At 66.3% G+C, this 25311-nt stretch carries 24 protein-coding genes; 7 read left to right on the plus strand and 17 right to left on the minus strand.

Translation table 11 applies throughout. From position 1 onward, the window contains the following. Positions 1-320: 320 nt before the first annotated feature. Together CSQ99_RS15460 and CSQ99_RS15465 are read left to right on the plus strand one after the other, a co-directional pair. A complete protein-coding gene (locus tag CSQ99_RS15460; protein ID WP_099039918.1) occupies positions 321-1892 on the plus strand; it encodes a serine/threonine-protein kinase in 1572 nt (523 codons plus the stop codon). A gap of 83 nt (positions 1893-1975) precedes the next feature. Continuing rightward, on the plus strand, positions 1976-2434 hold the full coding sequence (locus CSQ99_RS15465; RefSeq protein ID WP_099039950.1) for a cyclic nucleotide-binding domain-containing protein: 459 nt from the start codon (positions 1976-1978) through the stop codon (positions 2432-2434). 83 nt (positions 2435-2517) lie between these two features. On the opposite strand, the gene CSQ99_RS15470 is transcribed toward CSQ99_RS15465, so the two are convergent. Genes CSQ99_RS15470 through CSQ99_RS15510 form a run of 9 tightly spaced genes read right to left on the minus strand, consistent with a single transcriptional unit; the run spans position 2518 to position 11939 of the window. Further along, positions 2518-3486, minus strand: a complete 969-nt coding sequence (locus tag CSQ99_RS15470; RefSeq protein WP_099039919.1) for a 2-hydroxyacid dehydrogenase — start codon at positions 3484-3486, stop codon at positions 2518-2520. Further along, positions 3483-4817 (minus strand): enolase C-terminal domain-like protein, encoded by a 1335-nt coding sequence (locus CSQ99_RS15475; RefSeq protein ID WP_099039920.1) that lies wholly within the window; start codon positions 4815-4817, stop codon positions 3483-3485. The genes CSQ99_RS15470 and CSQ99_RS15475 overlap by 4 nt, the downstream gene beginning before the upstream one ends. Continuing rightward, on the minus strand, positions 4814-5659 hold the full coding sequence (locus tag CSQ99_RS15480; protein WP_099039921.1) for an IclR family transcriptional regulator: 846 nt from the start codon (positions 5657-5659) through the stop codon (positions 4814-4816). The genes CSQ99_RS15475 and CSQ99_RS15480 overlap by 4 nt, the downstream gene beginning before the upstream one ends. 1 nt (position 5660) lies before the next feature. Continuing rightward, the gene (locus tag CSQ99_RS15485; RefSeq protein WP_099039922.1) at positions 5661-6389 is read right to left on the minus strand and encodes a sulfite exporter TauE/SafE family protein; all 729 of its coding nucleotides are present in this window, start codon (positions 6387-6389) and stop codon (positions 5661-5663) included. Further along, positions 6386-7381, minus strand: coding sequence for an ABC transporter ATP-binding protein (locus CSQ99_RS15490; RefSeq protein ID WP_099039923.1), 996 nt, complete (start codon positions 7379-7381; stop codon positions 6386-6388). Before CSQ99_RS15490 ends, CSQ99_RS15485 begins: the two co-directional genes overlap by 4 nt. Then, entirely contained in the window at positions 7374-8396 is a 1023-nt protein-coding gene (locus CSQ99_RS15495; protein WP_099039924.1) for an ABC transporter ATP-binding protein, read from the minus strand. Before CSQ99_RS15495 ends, CSQ99_RS15490 begins: the two co-directional genes overlap by 8 nt. Positions 8397-8407: 11 nt before the next feature. After that, positions 8408-9397, minus strand: a complete 990-nt coding sequence (locus CSQ99_RS15500) for an ABC transporter permease (protein WP_099039925.1) — start codon at positions 9395-9397, stop codon at positions 8408-8410. 22 nt (positions 9398-9419) lie between these two features. Beyond that, positions 9420-10349: an ABC transporter permease gene (locus CSQ99_RS15505; RefSeq protein ID WP_099039926.1), complete on the minus strand. Its 930-nt coding sequence runs from the start codon at positions 10347-10349 to the stop codon at positions 9420-9422. An 18-nt stretch (positions 10350-10367) separates the two neighbouring features. Beyond that, positions 10368-11939, minus strand: coding sequence for an ABC transporter substrate-binding protein (locus CSQ99_RS15510; protein WP_176561039.1), 1572 nt, complete (start codon positions 11937-11939; stop codon positions 10368-10370). Between the two features lie 316 nt (positions 11940-12255). Here CSQ99_RS15510 and CSQ99_RS15515 point away from each other — a divergent pair, with 316 nt between their 5' ends. Together CSQ99_RS15515 and CSQ99_RS15520 are read left to right on the plus strand one after the other, a co-directional pair. Further along, positions 12256-13215: a 2-hydroxyacid dehydrogenase gene (locus CSQ99_RS15515; RefSeq protein ID WP_099039927.1), complete on the plus strand. Its 960-nt coding sequence runs from the start codon at positions 12256-12258 to the stop codon at positions 13213-13215. 108 nt (positions 13216-13323) lie between these two features. After that, a complete protein-coding gene (locus tag CSQ99_RS15520; protein WP_099039928.1) occupies positions 13324-14688 on the plus strand; it encodes a serine/threonine-protein kinase in 1365 nt (454 codons plus the stop codon). Here the strand turns inward: CSQ99_RS15520 and CSQ99_RS15525 are convergent. Continuing rightward, entirely contained in the window at positions 14685-15014 is a 330-nt protein-coding gene (locus CSQ99_RS15525; RefSeq protein ID WP_099039929.1) for a hemophore-related protein, read from the minus strand. The genes CSQ99_RS15520 and CSQ99_RS15525 overlap by 4 nt on opposite strands. Before the next feature lie 122 nt (positions 15015-15136). Continuing rightward, positions 15137-15760, minus strand: a complete 624-nt coding sequence (locus tag CSQ99_RS15530; protein WP_099039930.1) for a TetR/AcrR family transcriptional regulator — start codon at positions 15758-15760, stop codon at positions 15137-15139. Between the two features lie 57 nt (positions 15761-15817). On the opposite strand from CSQ99_RS15530, the gene CSQ99_RS15535 reads away from it, so the two are divergent. Together CSQ99_RS15535 and CSQ99_RS15540 are read left to right on the plus strand one after the other, a co-directional pair. Beyond that, positions 15818-16753, plus strand: a complete 936-nt coding sequence (locus CSQ99_RS15535; RefSeq protein ID WP_245908925.1) for a hypothetical protein — start codon at positions 15818-15820, stop codon at positions 16751-16753. Between the two features lie 128 nt (positions 16754-16881). After that, on the plus strand, positions 16882-18117 hold the full coding sequence (locus tag CSQ99_RS15540) for a serine hydrolase domain-containing protein (protein WP_099039931.1): 1236 nt from the start codon (positions 16882-16884) through the stop codon (positions 18115-18117). A gap of 3 nt (positions 18118-18120) precedes the next feature. Here CSQ99_RS15540 and CSQ99_RS15545 read toward each other — a convergent pair whose 3' ends face one another. The 3 genes from CSQ99_RS15545 to CSQ99_RS15555 form a co-directional block, all read right to left on the minus strand. Continuing rightward, entirely contained in the window at positions 18121-19047 is a 927-nt protein-coding gene (locus CSQ99_RS15545; RefSeq protein ID WP_099039932.1) for a LysR substrate-binding domain-containing protein, read from the minus strand. An 89-nt stretch (positions 19048-19136) separates the two neighbouring features. Then, entirely contained in the window at positions 19137-19808 is a 672-nt protein-coding gene (locus CSQ99_RS15550) for a TetR/AcrR family transcriptional regulator (RefSeq protein WP_099039933.1), read from the minus strand. Next, on the minus strand, positions 19801-21030 hold the full coding sequence (locus CSQ99_RS15555) for a cytochrome P450 (RefSeq protein WP_099039934.1): 1230 nt from the start codon (positions 21028-21030) through the stop codon (positions 19801-19803). Before CSQ99_RS15555 ends, CSQ99_RS15550 begins: the two co-directional genes overlap by 8 nt. A gap of 185 nt (positions 21031-21215) precedes the next feature. On the opposite strand from CSQ99_RS15555, the gene CSQ99_RS15560 reads away from it, so the two are divergent. Then, positions 21216-21890 (plus strand): GNAT family N-acetyltransferase, encoded by a 675-nt coding sequence (locus CSQ99_RS15560; protein ID WP_099039935.1) that lies wholly within the window; start codon positions 21216-21218, stop codon positions 21888-21890. Here CSQ99_RS15560 and CSQ99_RS15565 read toward each other — a convergent pair. The 3 genes from CSQ99_RS15565 to CSQ99_RS15575 form a co-directional block, all read right to left on the minus strand. After that, positions 21874-23139, minus strand: coding sequence for a glucarate dehydratase family protein (locus CSQ99_RS15565; RefSeq protein WP_099039936.1), 1266 nt, complete (start codon positions 23137-23139; stop codon positions 21874-21876). The two genes, CSQ99_RS15560 and CSQ99_RS15565, sit on opposite strands and share 17 nt — an antisense overlap. A 2-nt stretch (positions 23140-23141) precedes the next feature. Further along, on the minus strand, positions 23142-24071 hold the full coding sequence (locus CSQ99_RS15570) for a 5-dehydro-4-deoxyglucarate dehydratase (protein WP_099039937.1): 930 nt from the start codon (positions 24069-24071) through the stop codon (positions 23142-23144). A 28-nt stretch (positions 24072-24099) separates the two neighbouring features. Next, positions 24100-25311, minus strand: a 1212-nt coding sequence (locus tag CSQ99_RS15575) for an aldehyde dehydrogenase (NADP(+)) (RefSeq protein ID WP_099039952.1), incomplete at its 5' end; no start/stop codon positions are given.

Raw genomic sequence — 25311 nt, forward strand, 5'->3', positions numbered from 1 at the left:
CCGACTTGTCGTCGACAAGGGTGGGTTCCCCGTCCCTGCCAACGTTATGCCTGCGAATTTGTGACGGATCACTCAGGGGGTGGCGTCGCTGCAGGTCGGCAGTCGTCCGGGAAAACGCAAACTCGCAAAGCTCGGCGACCCTTTGTAGACTCGGCGACTGAAGCAAATCGATTGTGCTGCTTTGCTTTCAGTGGCCCCACTGACGGTGCCACAATCTGCCTGCTGTGGGGAGCGGGTTAAGGAAGAGCGCGTTGCGGGAACTCGGTTGAACGCGGCGGATCGACCTGAAAACACGCGATGGAAAGGACGGAAGGATTCATATGGGCTCCCCGAACGGCGGCACTCGCGTGGGTACGCAATTCGGACCGTATGAGCTTCAGTCGTTGATCGGTGCCGGCGGTATGGGCGAGGTATATCGCGCTTACGACACGGTCAGAGAGCGTCTGGTGGCCATCAAGGTGCTTCGCACCGAGGTGGCGGCGGACCAGAGCTTTCAGCAGCGGTTTCGCCGCGAGTCCCGCGTCGCCGCACGTTTGCAGGAACCCCACGTCATCCCGGTGCACGACTTCGGCGACATCGACGGTGTGCTCTACATCGATATGCGCCTGGTCGAGGGCGCCAGCCTGAAAGACGAGTTGCTGGCCAAGGGCGCGCTTCCGCCGACGCGCGCGGTGTCGATTGTGAGTCAGGTCGCCGCAGCGCTCGACGCGGCCCACGGCAACGGCCTGGTCCATCGCGATATCAAGCCGGAGAATGTGCTGCTCACACCCGACGACTTCGCCTACCTGGTCGACTTCGGCATCGCGCACGGCGGCGGCGAGGCGAGTGTGACGAGCACCGGACTGGTCATCGGCTCCTGCGCCTACATGGCTGCCGAACGGTTCAGTGGCGGGCGCGGTGGCCCGGCCGCAGACGTGTACTCCCTGACCTGCCTGCTCTACGAGTGCCTCACTGGCCGTGCTCCATTCGAGGCCGGCGATGTGCGGCAGATGATGGGCGCACATATGTTCTCTCCGCCGCCGCGACCCAGCATCATGCGTCGGGGAATCAACCGCGCGTTCGACGACGTCGTCGCCAAGGGCATGGCCAAGCAGCCCACCGACAGGTATACGACGGCCGGCGAACTGGCCAAGGCCGCCGCGTCGGCGATTTCGGATACGACGCCGGCCCCCGTGCCAATGCCGCCCCCCGTGCCGATGCCGCCGAGCAATACCAGGCAGTTCTCCGCGGTCGACCCGAATCCGGCGCGGACGGGCTACCAGCATCCGCACCCACCGCCCCCGTCCGTTCAGTCGCCTGCTCCGCCGCGCAAGAAGTCGCGGTTTTCAACGACACAGGTGGCGTTGGTGGCCGCGACGATCGTGATGTTCACCGCGGCGGTGGTGCTTGCCGCGGTGCTGGTTTTCGGCGACCGGGGTGGAGGCTCGGCACCGCAGACCAGGCTGGCCGTGCCGCCGTCGCCGGAGACGACGACGGTCACGACCACACCGTCCGAGGAGTCGCCGTCGACATCGACCAGCACCACTACGACGTCGCCGTCGGCGCGTTCCGAACCCATTTCGGGGGTGTCGGGAACAGACGCGCAAGGGTTCGTCGGCCACACGGCGCGCTGTGATGCGGGGAGCTCGCCCGCGGCAGCGATCAGAACCGCGAATTCTATTGCGGTCGTATGTGAGTCGGCGCCCGGTAGGTATTACTACCGCGGCGAACGGCTGCGCGACGGTGCCAATCTGCAACTTGCCGATGCCACCCCGTCGGGCAGCGGATTCACCGCGACCAACCCCGCCGACGGCGCCCGCTACGAGGTGCAGCCCGACATGCTGACCATCCTCAGCAGGGGCGGCGTCGATTCGGCGGAGCCGGCGCTGGAGTACGGCTCGGATCGGCGGTAACTCTGCGATTTCGATCTTGTTGGCGGTCCTCGATGGATAGGCTCCTCGAGATCAGGGCCACATCGCGGATCGGGGAATCCAGCATGGACAATCGCTCGTACGAGAAGGCCAGTGCCGCGGCCCGCCTGCAAGAACAGCAGGAGAGCGCCCGCCGGCTACGGGAATTCCCCACGTTCGAGAAATTCTCCGACGACGACCTGAAGCGTCTCGTCGAGGCGGCACATCGCACGTCGACATCCGGGCCCTGGCCACTGATTCGCGAACAGACCCCATCGGACGCCTGCTACATCCTGCTCAGTGGTGAGGCGGGGGTATACGTCGGCCATGAGCGCATCGCGTTGGTAGGGGCCGGCGAGATCATCGGCGAATCCGCGCTTCGCCGTGGCAAGCTGCGCAACGCCACCGTGACGACGACAGGCCGGGCCGAGGTGTTGCACATCGAGCGCGATGATCTCGAGCGCCTGCTCACCGAAGTACGTGCGCTGCGCGAAACCCTGGACGAGACGGTGGCGCGGCACGTACCGCAGGCGGCCACGGAGTGAACACTCCGTAGCACCCGGTGGCGGCTCACGCGGTGCCTCCGTAGCCTGCCACGTCGAAACACACGGTCCAACGAGGAGCCGGGTCACGTCCCGCCGGACACCACATTCATCAAAGCCTCGCCCCGGTCCAGCCGTCCGATGTTGGCGGCGATGTCGTCGGCGCGGCCTGCGAACGTGTCACTGGTGATGCCCGACGAGTGCGGCGTCATCAGAATGTTCGGCAGATCGGCGAACGGTAGGTTGCTCGGTGCCTTCACCCCGCCGGTGGTCGGGTAGCGGTACCAGACATCGATGGCGGCGGCTCGAATCACGTTGTCGGCCAGCGCGGTGTTCAGCGCCTGCTCCTGAACCAGCGGACCGCGGCCGACGTTGATCAACACCCCGTCCGCGCCGAGCAGGTGCAACTGCTCGTCGCCGATCATCCCTACCGTGTGCTCGTTCAGCGGTGCTGACACCACCACCACGTCGCATTCCCGCATGAGCCGGTTCAGCTGGGATGTGTCGCCCGCCCAGGACAGACCGCAGTCGGGCGCACGACCCGATCCGGTGACGGCCGCTCCGGTACATCCGAAGGCGCGGAACAGGTTCCACGTCTGCTGCCCGATGTGTCCGAATCCGACGAATCCGATGTGGGCGGTTCCGAGGGTCGGCGGTTGCGGTATCGCGGGGTAGTACACGGACGTCGCCCACGTGCCGCGGCGGAGCGCACGGTCCTGGTTCAGGAAGTCCCGCCGCAACATGACGGCCGCCGCGACGACATACTCGGCGATCGACCGTTCATGATGAAAGGTGTTGGCCACCAGTACGTCAGGCGGCACCGCGTCGAAGTCGACCTTGTCGGTGCCGGCTCCGGGGAGGTGGATCAGCCGAAGCTTCTCGGCCGCCGACGCCATCTCCGCGGTGAACCGGCTGCCGATGTGGACGTCGGCGTCCCCCAAGTCGTCCAGCGGCACACCACCGGGGTGCCACTGGACGACCGCGCCCGCGGGCATCGCGGCTTCGAACCGTTCTCGATGCGGTGTCAGGTTGACATCGGCGATAACGATCTTCATCGCTGCAGCGCCGGACACTTGCTGTCGAACGTCCAGCCGGGGATCAGGTACTGCATGGCGATCGCGTCGTCGCGGCTGCCGAGTCCTTCACGCTGGTACAGCTCGTGTGCGGCGGCGACCGCCTCATCGTCGAGTTCCACACCGAGGCCAGGCTTCTCGGGCACCGTGAGATAGCCGTCGACGATCTCGTATGGCTGCTTGGTGATGCGCTGGCCGTCCTGCCAGATCCAGTGCGTGTCGATGGCGGTGATGTCACCGGGAGCCGCCGCGGCGACGTGGGTGAACATCGCCAGCGAAACGTCGAAGTGGTTGTTGGAGTGTGAACCCCATGTCAACCCCCACGCATCGCACAGTTGAGCGACGCGCACCGATCCGGCCAACGTCCAGAAGTGGGGGTCGGCGAGCGGGATGTCGACGGCGTTGGCGCGGATCGCGTGGCCGAGTTCGCGCCAGTCGGTGCCGATCATGTTCGTCGCGGTGGGCAGCCCCGTAGCCCGCTTGAACTCGGCCATCACCTCGCGGCCGGAGAACCCGCCCTCCGGCCCGACCGGATCCTCGGCGTAGGCCAGCACATCGGAGAGCGCGCGGCAGGTCTTGACGGCATCGGCGAGCAGCCACCCGCCGTTGGGGTCCAGGGTGATTCGCGCGTCGGGAAAACGGTCCTTGAGCGCGATGACGGCCTTGGCCTCATCGGGCGCGGGCAGCACCCCACCCTTGAGCTTGAAGTCGCGGAAGCCGTACCGGGTGGCGGCCGCCTCGGCGAGGCGCACCACGGTGTCGGGGGTGAGCGCCTCTTCGTGGCGAATCTTCAGCCAGTCGTCGGCCCCTGCGGGCTCATCCGCGGGTGTCCGATACGCCAGGTCGGTCTTGGTGCGGTCGCCGACAAAGAACAGATACCCCAGCGCCTGTACGCGGTCGCGTTGTTGGCCGTCGCCCAGCAGTGCGGCGACCGGAACGTCGAGATGCTTGCCCAGCAGATCGAGAAGTGCGGACTCGACGGCGGTGACGGCGTGGATGGCGATGCGCAGATCGAACGTCTGGGCGCCGCGGCCACCGGCGTCGCGGTCGGCGAACGCGCGCCGGATGTCGTTGAGGATCGCGTGGTGGTCGCCGATGCTGCGGCCGGTGATGATCGTGCGGGCGTCTTCGAGGGTGCGCCGGATCGGCTCGCCGCCGGGGACCTCGCCGACTCCGGTGTTTCCGTCGGAGTCGGTGAGGATCAGCAGGTTTCGGGTGAAGAACGGGCCGTGGGCGCCGCTGAGGTTCAGCAGCATGCTGTCGCGTCCGGCGACCGGGATCACCGTGATGTCACGGACGATGGGGGTGTTCATTCTCGATCTCCTGATACTTGGGTCGCGAACCACTTGTCACCGTTGGCCAGGGGTCGCACGACGCGAGAGACCTTGTCTCCCATGATGCGCAGCGCGTCGACGATCTCGCGCTCACGTTGTGGGGTCAGCCGGTCCAGCGGCACGGACGCGCTGATCGCGTCCTGCGCGGGCTGGCAGTAGTGCAGGGCCACAGCGAAGCACCGCAGTCCGGGGGTGTTCTCCTCGTCGTCGGTGGCGTAGCCGCGGATCCGGACGTTGTCGAGATCGGCGTCCAGAGCGGCGCGGTCGACGATCGTCTTGTCGGTCAACGACTTGAGCGCGGGAGGGACGTGCTGGTCCCGTTCGGTGCCGAATCGTTCGGCGAGAAGCGACTTTCCGAGTGCGGTCGTGTAGGCGGGCAGCCTCCTGCCGACCCGGTTCGACGTGCGGGTGTACCCCTTGGACTCCCTCGTCGCGAGGTACACGATGTCGGTTCCGTCCAGCCGGCCGACGTGGAACGTCTCGTCCAGATCATCACGTAGGTCGTCGAGGAACGGTGTGATCAGTGGCAGGTACGGGTCGCTGTCCAGATAGCTGGTGCCGACCAGCAGCGCGCGGACCCCGATCGCGTACATGGTGCCCGTCGCGTCGGTGCGCACCCAGCCCTGCGCAACGAGCGTGCGAAGCAGGGCGTGGGCGCTGCTGCGGGGCATGGCGAGTGCGTGGCTGACCTCGCGCAGCCGCGCGGGTTCGTCGTGGCGGGCCGCAAGGAACTCGAGCAGCTCGACGGTCCGGACGGCCGACTTCACGCCCGCACGCGACGAGGAAGAACGGTCGGAGCGTACGACGAGTTCTTCTGACATCTCAGCCTCCCATCGCCAACAGTTCACGGCCGATCAACATGACGGCACCGAGAGCCGAGACGCCGATTGCCAAGACCCGCAACCGCTGCGGGTCCAGCACGCGGTTGAGGCCGTGGGACAGTACGTAGCCGACGAGCGCGGCGGGGAGCAGGATCGCGAACATCGCCATCGTGTGGCCGTTGACGGCACCGGTCGCCGCCAGCGCCGCGATCGACATGAGGGAGCCGACGAGGAAGAACCCGCTCATCGTGCCACGCAGTCCCGCGCCCTCCTTTCGCTGCCACACCAGCGCCATCGGGGGTCCGCCGATCGCCGTCGCGGTGCCGAGCACACCCGAGGCCGCACCGGCCAGGACGACGTTGCGCCGTCGCGCCACCGGAATCCAGCCGAGGCTGGTCAACCCGACACCGAGCAGGACGACGAGTGCGAGCATGATCGCCAGGCCACGCTCGGGCAGTATCGCCAGCAGCAGCGCGCCTGCGATGGTGCCCGGAACCCGGCCCACCAGTGCCCATTTGGTGCCGTGCAGGTCGATGTCTTCGCGTTCTCGCACCACGACGATCAAGGTGATGATGGTCGCGATCATGATGAGCGTGCCGGGAATGAGGGCGGGATCGACGAGCGCGATGATCGGCGCGGAGAGCAAACCGATACCGAAGCCGATCGACGCCTGCAGCGCAGATGCCAACATGATCGTCGCCGCCACTATGCAATATCCCCAGATGCTCATGCCGTCGCCAGCATGCCCTCCGACAGGAGCGGATGGTGGCACAGGGCGGCATGCCCACTTACCTCGGGATCCGCCGCGCTCGGCGGTGTGGTGGTCGCGCAGATCTCGGTGGCCTTCCAGCAGCGGGTGCGGAACCGGCAGCCCGACGGCGGGTCGATCGGCGAAGGAACCTCACCCTTGAGCAGGATCCGGTCCTTGCGCAGCGCGCTGTCGAGTTTCGGTGCGGCCGACATCAGCGCCGCGGTGTACGGGTGGTTCGGGCGGTCGAAAACCGCTTCGGTGGGGCCGTTCTCGATGATGCGGCCCAGGTACATCACCGAAACCCGGTCCGCGACGTGCCGGACCACCGACAGGTCGTGGCTGATGAAGATGTAGCTGATGCCCAGCTCGCCCTGGAGTTCGTTGAGCAGATTGAGCACCTGCGCCTGCACCGACAGGTCGAGCGCGGACACCGGCTCGTCACAGATGATGACGTCGGGATCGAGCGCGAGCGCGCGGGCGATGCCGATGCGCTGACGCTGGCCACCGGAGAACTCCTGCGGGTACTTGTCGACCGCCTTGGCGCCGAGGCCGACGAGGTCGAGCAGACCGCGCACCCGCATGTCGCGGTCCTTGCGCGTCGTGTACATATCCTTGTGGCTGCGCCACGGCTCGGCGATGATGTCGCCGGCCGTCATGCGGGAGTTCAGCGATGCGTACGGGTCCTGGAACACCATCTGCACCCGGCGGCGGAAGTTCAGCAGGTCCTTACCGCGCAGGCTGTACGGGTCGATGCCGTCGAAGCGCACGGTCCCGGAGTCCGGGCGCTCCAGCATCAGCAATGTCCTTGCCAGCGTGGACTTTCCGCAGCCGGATTCACCGACCAGGCCGAGCGTCTCGCCGCGCTTGAGGTTGAGCGTGATGCCGTCGAGCGCGCACAGTCGCTTCTTGCCGGCACGGAATGACTTGCGGAGGTCGCGGACCTCGAGCAGGCTCTCAGACGTTTCAGACATTCGAGACCTCTTCCGGGAAGTGGCAGGCGGCCTTGCGGTTGGCAGTCACGGTGTCGAGCGTCGGCCGCTTGTCTGCGCAGATCTCGCGAGCCAGCGGGCAGCGGGCCTGGTACACGCAACCCTCGGGGATGGCCTGCAGGTCCGGTGGCGTCCCGCCGATGGACTTGAGGTCGTCACCGCGGCGCGCGTTCACCGGCACCGAGTTCAGCAGGCCCTTGGTGTAGGGGTGTTTCGGGTTGGCGAAAACCTCGGCGACCGGGCCGGTTTCGACGATGTTGCCTGCGTACATCACCGCGACGCGATCGGCTTCCTCGGCGACCAGGGCCAGATCGTGGGTGATGAGGACGACGGCCATGTCGAACTCGGTGCGCAGATCGCGCAGCAGCGCCATGATCTGCGCCTGCACGGTGACGTCGAGTGCGGTGGTGGGCTCGTCGGCGATCAGCACGCTGGGGTTGAGCGCGACGGCCATCGCGATGAGCAGTCGTTGCCGCATACCGCCGGAGAACTGGTGCGGGTAGGAGTTCAGCCGCGACTCGGGCTGCGGGATGCCGACGCGGGTCATCAGGTCGACGGCTTTGCGCTTGGCTTCCTTGGCCGACAGGTTGTGGTGGATCCGGAACGGTTCGGCGAGTTGGGTTCCCACGGTGTAGAGCGGGTTGAGTGCGGTGAGCGCGTCCTGGAACACGATCGCGAGTTCGGTGCCCGCCATTTCGCGACGCTTCGCGGGACCGACCTGGAACAGGTCGACGCCGCCGAGGGTGGCCGATCCTTCGACCACGTCGGCGACGGGTTCGAGCAGGCCGACGAGCGCGGTGGCGGTCATCGACTTGCCGCAGCCGGATTCGCCGAGCAGAGCCAGGGTTTCGCCGCGACGCGCGGTGAAGCTGACGTCGTTGACGGCACGGACGGTGCCGCTGATGGTGCGAATCTCCACACTCATACCGTCGACGTCGAGCACGGGCGTCGCGTCGGTCTGGCCGACCGTGGGCTTGTGGTCTACTGCAGCGGTCATGACAGCCCCTCTCAGATGCGCTTGGTGGTTTTGGCGAAGCGGGACAGGCGCTTCTGCGGGACGGTGAGGCGCCAGCGCTGGCCCGGATCGGTGGCGATGCGGGCCCAGGCCGCCAGTATGGTGGCCGACACGGTGGTGATGACGATGGCCAGGCCGGGGAAGAACGACAGCCACCACGCGGTGTGCAGGTAGGTGCGGCCCTGCGAGACCATCAGGCCCCAGCTGACGTCGGGCGGCTGGATGCCGATGCCCAAGAAACTCAGTGAGCTCTCCGCCAGCATCACGTAGCAGAAGTCCAGTGTTGCGACGGTGAGCAGTGTCGGCAGCACGATCGGCAGCACGTGGCGGAAGATGATGGAGCGGGCGGGCGCGCCGAATGTGCGGGCGGCGTCGACGAACAGCCGGCTCTGCAGTTCCGCGGATTCGGCGCGGGCGGTGCGCAGGTAGACGGGGATGCGGGTGATCGCAAGCACCAGAACAATGTTCGCGGCGCTGGGGGAGAACACGTAGAGAACGACGACCGCGAGCAGCAGCGAAGGGAAGCTCATGATCACGTCGGCGATCCGCATGGCGACGGTCTCGCGCCAGCCGCGGTAGAAGCCGGCCCACATGCCGATGGCCGAGCCGATGACCGCCGAGATCACGACGGCGGGGATCGCGACGGACAGCGTCGTCTGGCACGCGACGATCAGCCGGGCCAGCATGCTGCGGCCCAGCGGGTCGGTGCCGAGGAAGTTGGCCCAGCCGTGTGCGAGGGTGAACGGCGCCTGGTTGGAGTTGTCGAGGTCGATCTTTGTGGCGAGGTCGCCGACGAGCATCGGGCCGAAGATCGCGGTGAGGAAGACGAAGCCGAGGATCACTGCCGCGACGGCGGCGACGCGGTCGTTGAGCAGCATGCTCAACCACTTCGATGCAATGCTCTTTTTGGCGCCGTCTTGCCCAGGCTCGCCGACGATCGCAGTGGTCGGCTTGACGGGAACGAGGTCGATTCCAGAACTCATGTCGTTAGTTCTCCTAATGCCGTTAAGCCATTGCCGGTTCGCGGACGCGGGCGTCGAGTAGCGCGTAGCAGGCGTCGATGAAGATGTTGAGCAGGAAGATGCTCACCGCGGTCAGCAGGACGGCGGCCTGCAGCACGGCGAAGTCACGTTGCAGGATCGCGTCGATCATCAGCTTGCCGATACCGGGCCAGCCGAAGATGGCCTCGACGACGACCGCGCCGTTGATCAGGCCGACGGCCAGGTCGCCCGCGACGGTCAGCGGGGGGGCCGCGGCGTTGCGCAGCGCGTGGTGGCTGACGACGCGGAAGTCGCTGGCCCCCTTGCTACGGGCCAGCCGCACGTACGGCGCGGAGAGTGCGGAAACCATTGCGCCGCGCACGACTTGGGTGAGTACGCCGAGTGGCCGGATCATCAGCGTGGCGATCGGCAGGATCCAGGACAGGATGCCACTGTCGACGCCGGAGGTGGGCAGCACGCCGAGAAGCACAGCGAAGAGCCAGACGCCGGTGATGGCGAACCAGAAGTCGGGGATGGACGCGGCGGTCATGGACAGCAGGCTGGAGAAGCGGTCGGCCAGCGAGTTGGGCCGGTAGGCGGCCCAGCAGCCGATGACGATGGCGCCGACGACGGCGAGAAGCATTGTGGTGAAGGCCAACTGCAGCGTGGCGGGGAACGCCCGGAACGCCATCTCGGAGGCGGACTCACCGGTGCGCAGCGAGGTGCCGAAGTCGAAATGCAGGACACCCTTGAAGTACTCGACGAGCTGCGTCCACACCGGTTGGTCGAAGCCGTTGGCCTGGGCGAAGGCCTCGCGCTGTTCGGGTGTCGCCGACTCGGGCAGATACAGGTTGGTGGGGTCGCCGGTGAGGCGGGCGAGCAGGAACACGCCGAGCAGCACGATGATCAAAGGCAGTGCGCTGGTGTATGTCCGGCGCCGGATGAAGGAGAACATGAGGGCGTGGCCTTCCTACTACTGGGCGACCGTGGGGGAGGTGGAGCCGGCGGGCGTCATCTCGGCCAGCCGCATCTCGTCACCGGTGGCGGAGTTGGGGGTGTAATCGACGCGGGGCGATTTGCCGAGGATGCCCTTCATGTGCGCGAGGTAGGCCATGCTCATGATCTCCTGCGGCTCTTCGGCGAACAGCTTCGCGAAGGCATCCTGGCGCTGCTGCCCGGTGAGCTCCTCGGCCGCGCGGATCTTCGTGTCGAATTCCGGCGTGCCGTAGGAAGCCTGCGCACCGTCGGACAGCATGTACTGATCCATGGTGAACGCGGCGTCACCGGCCTGATTGCCGTGCATGATCATCAGCAGGTAGGGCCCGGCGCCCTCGGGGAACGGCCGCAGCTGATACAGCAGCTGGTTGGACGTGTCCATCATCTCGATCTTCACGTTCAGGCCGATCTCGGAGAACTCGCTCTGCAGCACCTCGATGGTCTCGCTGATCTTCGGGAACTGCGCGGTGCGGCCGATGAGTCGGATCTCGGTGTCGACGGGCACGCCGTCGGCCCTGGCCTCGTCGATGAGCTGCTTGGCCTTGGTCCGATCGTGTGGCCACAGCTGCAGATCGCCGTTGTATCCGACGACCCCGGAGGGGATCAGCTGCGAGGCGGGATCCCCGAGTCCGCGGAACAGCGCCTTGACGATGCCTTCACGGTTGACGGCGTAGTTGATGGCCTGGCGCACGCGCATGTCGTTGAGCGGCGCCTCGGTGGCCTGCATGCGCAGCGCGGTGGTCTCGTTGTTCTGGAACGGGACACCGAGATCTTCGGCGCCGTCCTCGGGTCCGAGTGACACCGCGATGTCGGTCTCGTCGTTCGTGATCATCGCCGCGCGGACGCTGCCCTCGCTGCGCCACTGGTATTCGGCCCTGGCGAACGGGGGCTTCTCGCCCCAGTAGGTGTCGTTGCGCTCGAGGAAGAGCTTCTGCCCGTACTCCCAGCCGTCGATCGCGTAGGGACCGGTGCCGATCGGCTCGCGCACCTTCTCCGTCATGGAGGTGCCGGTCGGCACGATCTCGACGAACGAGATACGCAGCGGGAGAATCGGATCCGGCGTCTTGGTGCCCACAACCAGGGTGTTGTCGTCGGGAGTGGCGACCTCCAATGGGTCGTCGCCGAACACGTAGCCGTCGACGTTGCAGTTCAACTCTGAGTTCACGGCTCGGTCGATCGAGTAGGCGGCGTCTTTGGCGGTCATCGGCGCCCCGTTGGAAAAGGTGACGCCGTCGCGGATTTTGAAGGTCCACTGGTTCGGTGAGGTCTGGCTCCACTCGGTGGCCAGCAGCGGCTGCAGGTCGCCGGAGTTGGGGTCGCGCTCGATGAGCGGCTCGGTGATGTTGGAGCGCACGACGATGCCGGTCGAGGTCAGTGAGCTCTCACAGGGCTCCAGGGTCGGCGGCTCCTGGGCCAGGACGATGCGCAGGGTGTTGGGGTCGTAGCCGCCGTGGCGGGAGTTGGCGACGGTACAGCCGGAAGCGGCCACGGTGACCGCCGTCAACGCGACGGCCAACACCTGGCGTCGGAGCGTGGTGCGTGTGCTCATGAAATTCTCGATCCTCCCGGGCTGCTGGAGTGACGTCCACGTATGTGGATGAGACTTGTGATCGCAACCACACGTTAAGGAGGTCATTTCGGCAGCGTCAACCCCCGCCAAATGGCGATATCGGGCAGTTTTGGGACGTTCGTACGACTCTTTGGAGGGCCCGGAAATGCGTCGTGAACTGTGGTTCTAGCGTCACCGGTAACTCACCGATACCCCGTGATGGCTGACGATCCGCCAGTGATGCGCTTTCGATATAAGTCCATGCGAATTGAATGTTGGACGGGTATCCGCAGGTCGTCGTAGCGTGGGCAGCACTATGAGCAATCGATCGGTATTGCAGGTGGGTCCTTTAAAGCCGTCGCTGGCGCAGACGCTGCAGGACGACTACGCGGCGTACGTACTGCCCGATGAGCCCACGGAGTTCCTCGCCGAGCACGGCGCCGAGATTCGCGCCGCGGTCACCTCGGGGCGCACGGGTGTGAACGCGGAGTTGATGGCGGCGCTGCCGAACCTCGGCGCGGTCGTGAACTTCGGCGTCGGCTACGACACCACGGACGTCGACGCCGCCGCTGCCCGTGGGATCGGCGTGAGCAACACGCCGGATGTGCTGACCGACTGCGTCGCAGATACGGCGGTGGGCCTGATGCTCGACACGCTGCGCCAGTTCTCGGCGTCGGATCGCTACGTGCGGGCGGGCCGGTGGACGGCCGAAGGGAATTACCCGTTGACGCGCCAGGTGAGCAACACCCGCGTCGGGATCATCGGGCTGGGCCGCATCGGGAGTGCAATCGCCAAGCGCCTCAGCGCTTTCGGGTGCACGATTTCCTACCACAATCGGCATGCGAAGGATGATTCGCCGTACACGTATGTGGGTTCGCCGGTGGAGTTGGCGGCCGGGGTCGACGTGCTGGTCGTGGCGGCCGCCGGTGGTGCGGGCACGCAGAAGCTGGTGAGCAGCGAGGTCATTGACGCGCTCGGAACGCGCGGATACCTGATCAACATCGCGCGCGGCAGCGTCGTCGACGAGGAGGCATTGGTTGCGGCCCTGGTCGACGGCCGGTTGGCCGGCGCCGGCCTGGACGTCTTCGCGGACGAACCGAACGTCCCGGAGGCGCTGCTGTCGATGGACAACGTCGTCGTGCTGCCCCACGTCGCCAGCGGCACCGTAGAAACCCGCGCGGCAATGGAGGAGCTCACGCTGCGCAACCTGAACAGCTTCCTTGAGTCCGGACAGCTCGTCACGCCGGTTCAGGTGCCGGTCACAGCCTCGGGCTAGCACCCGGCGCGCCGATTGGCATCCCCACGGCAAGGTCCGCGCATCCGCGTGGCAAGGTTTCGAGATGCCACAAAACGGCGATAGCGCCATCATGACGGGCGTGGTGCCATGTCGTTAGCCGAAGGCGATGTCTTCGCTGGGTACACCGTCGTGCGCAAGTTGGGCGCCGGCGGTATGGGCGAGGTGTACCTCGTCCAGCATCCCCGGTTGCCGCGGTATGACGCGCTGAAGATCCTGCCGGTCGAGCTGACAACCGACCGCGAATACCTCGAACGCTTCAACCGCGAGGCCGACGTCGTTGCGCGGCTATGGCATCCGCACATCGTCGGAGTGCACGATCGCGGCGAGTACAACGGCCTGTTCTGGATCACGATGGACTTCGTCGAGGGCACCGACGCCGCGAGGCTCCTCGCCGAACATCAGGGCGGCGGGCTTCCGCCCGACGATGTCGTACGAATCGTGACGGCCGTGGCCGACGCGCTGGATTACGCACACCAGCAGCACCTGCTCCATCGCGACGTCAAACCGTCGAATATCCTGCTGGCACAGTCGGACTCCAAATTCAGTCGCGCGCTGCTCGCGGACTTCGGCATCGCACGCTCGGTCGCGGACAGCTCAGATCTGACGGCGACGAACATGACCGTCGGCACCGTGGCCTACGCCGCGCCCGAACAGCTCATGGGTCAGGCGCTCGATGGTCGCGCCGATCAATACGCGCTGGCGGCGACCGCGTTTCACCTCCTTACCGGCCAGCAGTTGTTCCAGCACGACAATCCCGCGGTGGTCATCAGTAACCACCTCACGGCCAGCCCGCCCGCCATCGGTGAGCGCATCCCCGAACTTTCGGGTTTGGGTCCCGCGTTCGAACGGGCGTTGTCCAAATCGCCAGCCGACCGTTTTGACACCTGCGGTGATTTCGCCGAAGCGATGGCCCACGGCCTGTCGGCGGCGGCACTCGATCTGGGCGCCACCGACAGGACGGTGGCCGCCCCCGCGTCGGGAAAGCAACGCAAGCACACGAAAGTCGACAACGGGGGATCGCGCCGGTTGCGGCTGGGGCTGTTGGCGGCGGGGGCTGCCGCGGTGCTCGTCGGCGGGGCGATCGCCGTCGGGGTGGCCATCGCGAACCGCGAGGAGCCGGCTGCTCAGCGTGCGCCGGCGCCGCCGGCTGCCAGTACTCCGGCCGTGCCGGTGGTCCGGATCGGTGCGGACTGCGATCCGCTCGGTTCAGCCGGCGTCGCGACAAGCGGGCAGCAGGCCTACTGCTCGCGATCGGCCTCCAATATTCAACTTTGGTCGGTTTATCAGGGCTCCGTGCCGAATCCGCATCCGACGGCCGTGCCCGCTGCTACCGACGAGGTGTATCCGCCGGGCATCGAGGAACAGGTGCAGGTCTGCGTGAGTCAAACGGAAAAGACCCGAGCCGAATGTCGCGAGGACATCCGCGACGGCAACCTGACCGGTCCGGCCTAGAAGTTGTTGCAGGTACCCGCGACGAGCAGCATCGTGTCGAGGTACTGCTGGGCGGCAGGCACGGCTGAAAGCCGCTGAGCCGTCACCTGGCGCTGGGGCACAGGCGAAGCAAGGAAGTCCTGCACGACGCCGTTGGCCATGGGTGAGCTGGTCAACTCGGCCGCGGCGGCGGGGTCTTGGGCGTTGAGCGCGCCAAGCACTTGTGGATACGTGCACGTGGTGTTGATGATCGGGGAGAGGTCCTGTGCAGACGCCAGGCCCGCGCCGGCGGTCAACGACACCACAAGACCGCCGGAGGCGATGAGAACTTTCGCAATAGACCGCATACGGCGAAGTTAGCACGCATCGACTTTTCTCACCACTAAATGAGCAGGTGACAGCGGTCTATTGCGCTTGTGGCAGAACATCTCTGAGCAAAGTCTAAGAAATCGGTGCCGCTCTTAAGAATTCAGAACAACAGTTTGCGCAGCGAACGTTCTATCAGCGCCTCGGGGTCCTCGCGAATGCCGACATGGGTGAGATCGCTGCCGATTGTCAGCATCGAAACACCGTGCAGCAGTGACCAAATCGGCCCCGCGATCGTGCGGGGATCTCCGGTGGGAAGCAGTCCCGACTCCTGGCATCGCACGATCGTGTCCAGCAGGTCGTCGAACGCGCGCACGCCGGCGGCAAGCACCTCGGGGCTCTCGGTCTTGTCGAGTTCTGAGCCGAACATCACCTGGTAGTAGTCCGGATGGGTGACCGCCCACCGGACATACGCCCGTCCCATCGCGAGCACCTGTTCGGAGAGATCGGTCGTGGCCGTTGCGGTGGCATCCAACGTCTCGTGGAGCTGGACGAACCCCTGGGTGGCTGCGGCGGCGAGCAGCTGCCCTTTGTCGGCGAAGTGCCGATACGGCGCGGCGGCGCTGACCCCCGCCCGGCGGGCGACCTCCCGCAGCGTGAACCCTTTGGGCCCCTTCTCCTGCACCAATTGCAGGGCAGCGTCCGTCAGCGCGCGCTTCAGATCGCCGTGGTGATACGTGTCGCGCTTGGTATCCGACGGGACGGGAATTTCGGCTGGACAAGGCATGTTGACAACGCTAACATCAACTGATGTAAATGTCGTTCACATCGAAGGGAGTGGGATATGACCGCTGGCCTTCTCAGCGCCGCGCAGCACGCCGAGCGGAGGGTGGCGCAGGTGCGTGACGATCCCGCGGCCCGGATCCGCCTGGCAGCGGATACGTATGCGCTTCGCGGCGTCAGTCGGCCCTACCGACCGTACCGCCGCGCGGTCGTCGCCTTCATGCGATGGCAGCAGGCGCGGGGTGTGCTCAATGCACTCGATGCCAAGGCGCCGGGCAGTCCGTGGTGGCGTGCCGTCAATGAGGACCTGCTGCGCGACGCTCTCGAAGCGAAGCTTCTGGTGGAGCGTGAGGATGTGTCGGCGTCACGTCCGAGCGTGCGGCACTGGGTCGGCTTCTTCCGTGCCCCGTCGGCGCGGTCCTGGTACCTGGCCCACAATGCGAGCGTCGTCTCCGGATACCTGGCGCATACGGATCTGGCCGCGCGGGAAGCGCCTGCCGAGCGGTTCTTCATGAATGTGGTTCTGGTGCGGGTGCTTTATGCCCACGCGCTGGTGATCGACGCCAACCTGGCGTTGGGCCGGTTCGCGTTCGTCGCCAGGCTCGTCGGTCATCCGCGTGCCCGCGGGCCGCAGGCGCTGCTGTCAATGAAAGATGTTCTGCCCGTGAGCTATCCGATCGAGGCGGTGACGATCGACGAGGTCATCTCCAGCGAGAACAAACTCTTTCGGTTGGTCGACTTCGGACTGATCGCGACCCGCGCGGAGGCTCTTTATGCGGTATCGGCGCGCGCACTCGACGAGCCACGCCTGCTGGACCTGGTCTCCGATGGAGGGCTCGCTTACGTGTGGCCTGCTGATCAACGCCATGTGTGGACGCCGCGCCGGCGGTGGTTCACCGGGCTGGTGGAGGCGCTGACCCGTCCGCGACAGAGTCCGCGGTTTCAAGCGCTCGCAGTGGATCCTGCGTTGAGGAGCCTTCGGGGTGAATGTGTCTAGGTGCCAGCCTCATAGCGACTCTGTCGCTCAACTACTACCGCCACCACCAACGTCAGCGACATTGTCGCGCGGAGGTTGACAGCCCGGACGTATTGTCCGGAGCCCGGTTCAAGATCTAGGGTTCGGCCATGAAGCGAACGGTTCAGGTCGCGTTGGTCGCTTTGTGCGTCGCGCTCGGCATGGCGGGCTGCGCTTCGTCCTCGGAGACATCGGAGTCGACGACCTCCGCGCTGAATCCCATCGACCAGGCGGCATTCCAGGCGGTGGTGGAGAAGGCCGCCAAGGACCTCTACGTTCCCGGAGCGGTCGTCGTGCTGCGCACGCCACAGGGCGAGTTTCAGGCGACAGTGGGCACGACCGAACTCGGCACGCAGACGCCGCCGGCCGCCGACACGCATTTCCGCATCGCCTCGAACACCAAGACCTTCACCGCGGCACTGATCGTGCTGCTGGCCCAGGACGGCAAGCTGCAATTCAGCGATCCGATCTCTAACTACGTTTCTGGCGTGCCCGACGGCGAGGCGACGACGATCGCCGACCTGTTGACGATGCGTAGCGGGCTCGACAATTACACGGCCGCACCCGAACTCGCCGCCGCACTCGATGCCGATCCCGCGAAGGCGTGGACACCGCAGGAGGTTCTGGCCATCGCGTTCGCGCATCCGCGGGAATTCGCGCCCGGCGCGGAGTACGAGTACAACAACACCAACTACGCGCTGCTGGGCCTCGTCGCCGATAAGGTCGGCGGAAGCCCACTGACGCAACAGTTCCGGGACCGGATTTTCGGTCCGGTCGGCCTGAAGCGGACGTCACTGCCCGCGATCCAGGACACCTCGATTCCAGCACCGTATGCCCATGGCTATATGTACGGCGAGAGCAAGTACGCACTCGACGACATCGAGTATCCAGCCGAGATGGCGGCCGAGATGCGAGACGGAACTCTCACGCCGGTCGACTACACGAATCAGAACTCGTCGTACGCCACCGCGGCGGGCGGCGTCATTTCGACGGCCGACGACCTGGCGACGTGGATCAAGGCGCTGGTGTCGGGCCAGGTGTTCAACGGCGACTACCAGAAACAGTGGTTGGACAGCCTGCAGGTGGAGGATCCCGATGCGCCAGGCGGGCAGGAGTACGGATATGGGATCTCGTATCAGCGCTACAGTCCGACCGCCCAGATGTATTACCACGGGGGTGAGATGCCCGGATTCAACTCGTTCATGGGTCACGACCCGGATGCCGATGTGACGCTGGTGATTTGGACGAACCTCACGCTGTCACCCGATGGCAGGACCACGGCGAATGCGATGCTGCCGTATCTGCTCGACGAGATCTACTCCGGGTTGTCGGTGGCGCCCAATTAGGGTTTAGCTCAGTACGTCCTCGACCAGATTGTCGGTCGTCCATTCCCGTTGCGGGAGGACGTCTCTGAGCAGACGGTGCAGCGCGGGGTTGCTGCTGTCGCCGCGCCAGACGGCGTCGAGTTCGACGGGGCGCTCCCGGAAGGCGCCGATGGTGCGGAAGACGACGTTGTCGGGATGCAGTGTCGCGGCCGACGCCGGAACCAACGCGATGCCGATGCCCGTGCGCACCAGCACCAGCATCGTGTGCACCTGTGTCACGTACTGCACGTAGCGCGGCGAGGCCCCTGCGATGGTGAACGTGCTGATGAGTAATTCGTTGAAATATCGCGCCTGGATCGGCGAATACATGATGACGTCCTGACCGTCGAGATCATTGAGCGTCAACTGCCGATTGAGGGTGGCGAGCGGATGTTCTTCTGGCAGTGCGGCAATCAGTTGCTCGTGCAGCAGTGGTCGTGAGACCAGGCCCGGCCGTTTCACCGGCGGGCGCGCCATGCCCAGATCCACTTCGCCGCTCATCAGGCCGTCCAGCTGAACGGCGGTGACCATCTCCCGAAGGTCGAGTTTCACGTCGGGCAGCTTTTCGCGCGCCGCGCTGAGCAGACGCGGGAGCACGACATGGGCGGAGGCGGCGGTGAATCCGACGACGACGGTGCCGAGGTCGCCTTCGGGGATGCGCTTGACGGTCTGGGCGGCGCCCTCGGCGAGTTGCAGGATGCGTCGCGCGTCGGGGAGGAAGGCGACGCCGGCGGGGGTGAGGGTGACCGTGCGGGTGGTGCGGTCGATGAGTTGTACGCCGAGTTCGCTTTCCAGCTGCTGAATCTGTCGGCTCAGCGGCGGCTGGGTCATGTGGAGGCGTTCGGCGGCGCGTCCGAAGTGCAGTTCTTCGGCGACGGCGACGAAGCAGGACAGCCGGGCGAGCGAAAACATCCATGCACTCCTCGCATCATTACACACGAATCGCGTGCTGATAGTGCATCAGTCTAGGCGCTGCGCGGCCCGTATCGTAGGAAAGTAGGTCAGGACGCGGCCGTCGGTCGACTGCGCTTCGGCCGCACACTGACGGGCTGCAGCGCCTCCATGACCTGGGCCAGCCGCGGGTACACGATGGCCGGGCCCAACCACCGGGAGATGAAGCGGCGCAGGGCGATGCCGTCACGCGCGGGCTCACCGGGGTCGACGAGTATCGAGTGGAATGTGCGCAGACCCAACTCGGCCAGCTCGCCGAGCGCCGCGTCGTCGTAGCCGTGTCGCTCCCAATCGACATCGCACCGGTGCAGCATCGAGCGGCTGAATGCCTTGGACGTGTCGGAGGTCAGGGAGACTTTGTCGCCGCTCTTGGAGCCGTTCCTGAGCAGGTTGGCGAATTGTGCGTCCTCGGCGAGTGTCTCGACGGCGAACGCGATGCCCTCGACAAGTGCCTCCGCGGGTTCGGTCAAGCCGCTGGTGCGCTCGGCGAGCTGGTCGAGAAAGCCGTCTGCGGTGCGCATCCCGCTGGCCAACAACAGCTCCTCGGCGCTGGGGAAGTAGCGGTAGACGGTCTGTCGCGTGACGCCCAGCGAGCGCGCAACATCGGCGATGCGCACGGCAGGTCCGCGCTCCGCGATGATGGCGTCGGCCACATCGAGGATCCGGTCGATCGCCTCTTCGTCGGACGCGGGGGCGTTGCCCGACCAGCCACGGCTACGCATGGGAGAACTCGATCGGCAGCGTCGTCGGTCCGCTCAGCTCCAACATCGGCTTCCACGGCGCCGGTCCGCTGCGCGACGGCTTGGTCATTCGGCGGGTGACGATCTTGAGGGCCTCGGCAAGCTCGAGCCGGGCCAGGTTCGCGCCAAGGCAGTAGTGAACACCGCCGCCGAAGGTCAGGACGGCCGGCGCCGCGGTCCGGCTGATGTCGAACCGGTCGGGGTCGTCGTAGACCGCTGTATCACGGTTGGCGGCAAAGGTATTGACGATCACCAACGTGCCGGCGGGGAACATGTAGCCCGCGAACTCGGTGTCCTCGGTGACGATGCGCAGAGTTCCGGATCCGACCGGCGAATGCCGCATCGTCTCTTCCACCGCGCCGGCCGCCAGTTCGGGGTGTTCGGCCAGCAGCGCCCACTGGTCGGGGTGGTCGACGAGCACGTCGATCGATGCGGCCAGCTGGTTGCGTGTGGTGTCGGTTCCCGCGAGCAACAGGCCGCCCGCCAGCATGCGGAGTTCGGCGGCATTGAGCCGATCGCCTTCGTCTTCGGCGCGAATCAAGTCGGAGAGCAGATCGTCGGTTGGGCTGTGTCGCCGCCGTGCGACCATCTCGTCGACGTAATCGTCGAGTTCGCCCCACGCGCGCATGACGAGTGCTTCGTCGACACCGTCGGGATTGAACGTGAAGGCGGTAAAGATGTCGTCGGCCCAGAGCGAGAATTGCTCCCAGTCCTCGCGGGGCGCACCGAGCAGTGCACAGATGATCGGCACAGGGTATGGCCGGGCGATGTCGGTGACGATGTCGCAACGTCCCTCGGCGGCAACATGATCGATCAGGTCGTTGATCACCTCGACGATGGTGCCGTCCATCCGTGCGCTTGCCCTGGGTGTGAACGCCTTGGAGACCAGGCTGCGCAGCCGGCGGTGCGGCTCGCCGTCGAGGCCGAGGAGGCTGTTGACGATCTTGTCCCACAAGGGCCCCGAGGTGATCCCCTGGACCATCAGGTTCATCCCTGGCGGAATCGTGAAGCGCGGATCACGCAGGACCGTCCGCGCCAGATCGTGGGACAGGATCTCGGGGCCGAAGGGCCCGATGGCGATGGCAGCCTGCTGCTGCGCCGCGTGAATTCGCGGATAGACCTCGGCGGGCGTCTCGGTGACGTCGTAGTTCAGCGTCGGGAGTCCGGCGTCGAAGACATTGGGGCAGAGCACGTCGACGTTCATTGGCCACCAGCCTCCGCGAGACGACAGAATGCTCAAAATGTATGACGGTGGCGAAGTGAATGTCAACGATGTCGGCCAGATGAACCGCTGCGAGTCATACAAAAACGTTGAGATGTCTCGTTTGGCGCCCTGTGACTCGTCGTCTACAGTCCGCGGATCTACCGACCAGCGCTTACGCTGGTGTCATGGCCGACAATGACCACGACTTCGCCGCCTCCCGCCGTGAGATCACTGACGCCCTGCTCGCCGCACTTGACCGCCGCCACGAGGTACTCGATGTGATTGTCGATGCCGAACACCGCGGCGCGGCCGTCGAAGCGGTTGCCGCGCTGCTCGGCACGACGCACCTGGGCGCCGAAGCGGTGGTGCAGATGCCCATGTATCGACTCACCAAAGACTCGCGGCGCAAGATCGCGGCTGAACTTGAGGACCTGAACAGCCGGCTGACCTTCACGCTGATGGAACGGCCCGAGAGTTCGGGAGAGCATCTCGAGCTACGGTTGTTCTCCGGCGAGGTCGACCGAGACCTCTTCGGAGCCCGGACGGCCGACGTCGGTGCCGCCGGTGACGGCTCCGGCGGTGCCGCAGGCCCTCTTGACGACGAGATCGGCTCGGCTCTCGGACGGATCAGCGCCGAGGACGCGGTGTGGCTGGTCGCCGAAATAGGAACGCAGACAGTTGGAATGGTCTTCGGAGAGCTCCTCGGCGGTGAGGTGAACGTCCGGATCTGGATCCACCCGGATCACCGAAAGCACGGTTACGGCACCGCCGCCCTGCGCAAAGCCCGTTCGGAGATGGCGCGCTATTTCCCTGCCGTGCCGATGGTCGTCCGCGCTCCCGGCGCTACCAGCGCGGGCTGACGAATTCGTAGCCCGGATCGATGGCCTTCATGTAGCCGGTGTCGTCGCGGTCGCGGATCCCGCAGCGCAGGTACTGCTCGTGCAGCGCCGCCAGCGAGTCGTCGTCGACCTCGATGCCCAGCCCGGGTGTCGTCGGCACGGCGACCGCGCCATCGTTGAACTCCAGAACGCCGGGCTTGACGATCTCCTCGGTCTTCCACGGCCAGTGCGTATCGCAGGCATAGGTGAGGTTCGGCGTCGCGCCGGCGAGGTGCACCATCGCGGCAAGGCTGATACCGAGATGAGAGTTCGAGTGCATGGACAACCCGAGCTCGAACGTATCGCAGATCCCGGCGAGCAGTCGCGAGCGCTGCAGACCACCCCAGTAGTGGTGATCGGAAAGCACCACGCGCACCGAGCCTTTCGCGACGGCAGGCTTGAGCTGATTGAACGCGACCACGCACATGTTGGTCGCCAGCGGCATCGGGGCCTGCTGCGCGACCTCGGCCATCCCGTCGAGGCCTGGTGTCGGATCCTCGAGGTATTCAAGGATGCCGGCAAGACCTGACGCCACCTTGACCGACGTCTGCGGCGTCCACGCGGCGTTGGGGTCCAGCCGCAGCGGGTGCTCGGGGAACGCCCTGTGTAGCGCCTCGATGGCCGCCATCTCCTCTTCGGGAGCGAACACTCCACCCTTGAGTTTGATTGCGCTGAAACCGTATTCATCGATTATGCGCCTGGCCTGCTTGACCAGACCATCGGGATCGAGCGCCTCGCCGAACGTGTCGGGGTGCTGGCCGGGATGCGCGGCCCACTTGTAGAAGAGATAGGCGCTGAACGGCACGGCGTCGCGGACCTTGCCGCCGAGCAGATCGGAGACTGGTCGTCCGGTGGCGTGGCCCGCGATATCGAGGCAGGCGACCTCGAAAGGCGAGAAGACCTGGTCGACAGCGCTGGCCGTGGTGATCATGCCCGCGGTGCCGATGGCCCGGTGGTCGCCGCGCAGGCGGTCGGCGATCGTGGCGCGGATCGCGTTGAGTGAGAACACGTCCAGCCCGGTGATGGCCTCGGCCGCGGCCTGGAGCCGGAGAAGGTGCGTCGAGTCGGCGTACGTCTCGCCGAGTCCGACCAGCCCCGCGTCGGTGTCCAACTGGATGATGGCGCGCAAAGCATAGGGCTGGTGCACGCCGACCGTGTTGAGCAGCGGCGGGTCGACGAACGCGACCGGGGTGATGCGGGCGCCGGTGATGCGAATCCGGCTGGGCGCCATGGTCAGCGGGCCTGCGCGAGCGCGTCGGACAGCACGGCGCGTCCGGCGGCGATGATGGACTGCAGTTCGGTGAGGTCAGCGGAGCTCGGCATGATCAGCGGCGGGCGCACCGCCCCGGCGGGGATGCCCTCCATCGCGACGCCGGCCTTGACGAGCGAGACGGCGTAGCCGGGCACGGTGTCGCGCAGGCGCACCAGCGGATGGAAGAACGCCGCGGACAGGGCGTCCACCAGCGCATCGTTGCCGGACTCGAGCGCGTTGTAGAACGCGAGCGCAATGTCGGGGGCGAAGGCGAACGTGGCCGACGAGTACAGCGGCACACCGATGGCGCGATAGGCCTGCTGCGTCGTCTCCGCGGTGGGCAGACCGTTGAAGAACAGGAATTCTTTGTCGACATTGTCGGTGACCGCGCGGACGATGCGCGCAACCTGGTCGAGATCGCCGGTGCCGTCCTTGAATCCGATGACGTTGGGGATCTTCGCCACCTCGATCGCCGACGCCTCGGTGTAGCGGGCGTTGTTGCGGTTGTAGACGATCACCGGCAGATCGGTGGCTTCCGCGACCTCCCGGGTGTAGGCGAGCAGGCCTGCGGTGGGCACCTCGACGAGATACGGGGGAAGCAGGAGCAGGCCGTCGGCTCCGTTGGTCTTGGCGGCCGTCGCGAAGAGCGTGGCCTGGGCGATGGATCCGCCGGCACCCGCATAGACGGGGACGCGGCCGGCCACGGTCTCGACCGCGGCGCGGACGATCTCACCGAACTCCTGCGGTTCGAGCGCGTGGAATTCACCTGTGCCGCAGGCGATGAAGACACCACCGGGTCCGGCGTCGACGCCCTTGGCGATGTGCTGGGTCAACAGGTCGAGGTCAACCGCACCGGTCGCGGTGAAGGGCGTGACGGGGAAGAACAGAACGCCGTCAAAATTGGGATGCATCGCGCAGGGCTCCTTGGTGAGTGGTGTGTTAGTCGGCGGTGAGCTGGCCGTCGATACGGCGCCACAGGTGGTCTGGGTTGCCGTCGGCGATAGCGCTGGGAAGCAGCGACTTCGGTACGTCCTGGTAGGCGACGGGCCGCAGGAACCGTTCGATGGCGAGGGAGCCGACGGACGTGCTGCGCGAGTCGGAGGTGGCCGGGTAGGGGCCGCCGTGCACCATCGCGTGGCCGACCTCGACACCGGTGGGCCAGCCGTCGAACAGGATGCGTCCGGCCTTGAGTTCCAGTACCGGCAGCAGCGTCCCGGCTTCGGGGTAGTCGGACTCGTCGGCGTGCACGGTCGCGGTGAGCTGACCTTCGATGTTCTCGGCGACCGCCAGCATCTCGGCGGCGTCCTTGCAACGCACGATGAGGCTGGACGATCCGAAGACCTCAGCCTGCAGTTTCTCGGAATTCAGGAAGCTGGCGGCGTCGGTGGCGAACAGGGCGGCGCGGCAAGCGCATTCGTCGGCACCGGCTTCGCCCCGGCCGATGAGGTCGGCTTCCTTGCTCAGCGCTGTGACGCCATCTGCGTAGCTGCCGGCGATGTTCGGCGTGAGCATCGGGGTGGCCGGCGACCCGGCGAGGGCGTCGCGGGCAGCGGTGATGAAGTCGTCGAGGCCGGTGCTGTCGGCGGCGATGACGAGGCCCGGGTTCGTGCAGAACTGGCCGGACCCCATGGTCAGCGAGCCGACGAAGGCCTTGCCGAGGTCGGCGCCGCGGGTGCTCAGCGCACCGTCGAGCAGGAAGACCGGATTGATGGAGCTCATCTCGGCGTAGACGGGGATCGGCTCGGGGCGGCCAGCCGCGGCCGCGACGAGAGCCGTTCCGCCGGAACGGGATCCGGTGAAACCGACGGCCTTGATGCGCGGATCGGTGACGAGCGCGATGCCAAGGTCGGGGCCGGACCCGAACAGCAGCGAGAAGGTGCCCTTCGGCAGGCCGGAGTCGGCGACGGCGTCGGTGATGGCACGGCCGACGAGTTCGGAGGTGCCGGGATGGGCGTCGTGGCCCTTGACGACGACGGGGCAGCCCGCCGCGAGCGCGGACGCGGTGTCACCGCCGGCGACGGAGAAGGCCAGGGGGAAGTTGGAGGCGCCGAAGACCGCGACGGGACCGAGCGGCACCTTGCGTTGGCGGATGTCGGGGCGGGGCGCGGGTTGGCGGTCGTGACACTTTGGAGCCAGCGACGACACCCCCTG

The organism is Mycobacterium neglectum (assembly GCF_002591975.1).
GTDB classification, from domain to species: Bacteria; Actinomycetota; Actinomycetes; order Mycobacteriales; family Mycobacteriaceae; genus Mycobacterium; species Mycobacterium neglectum.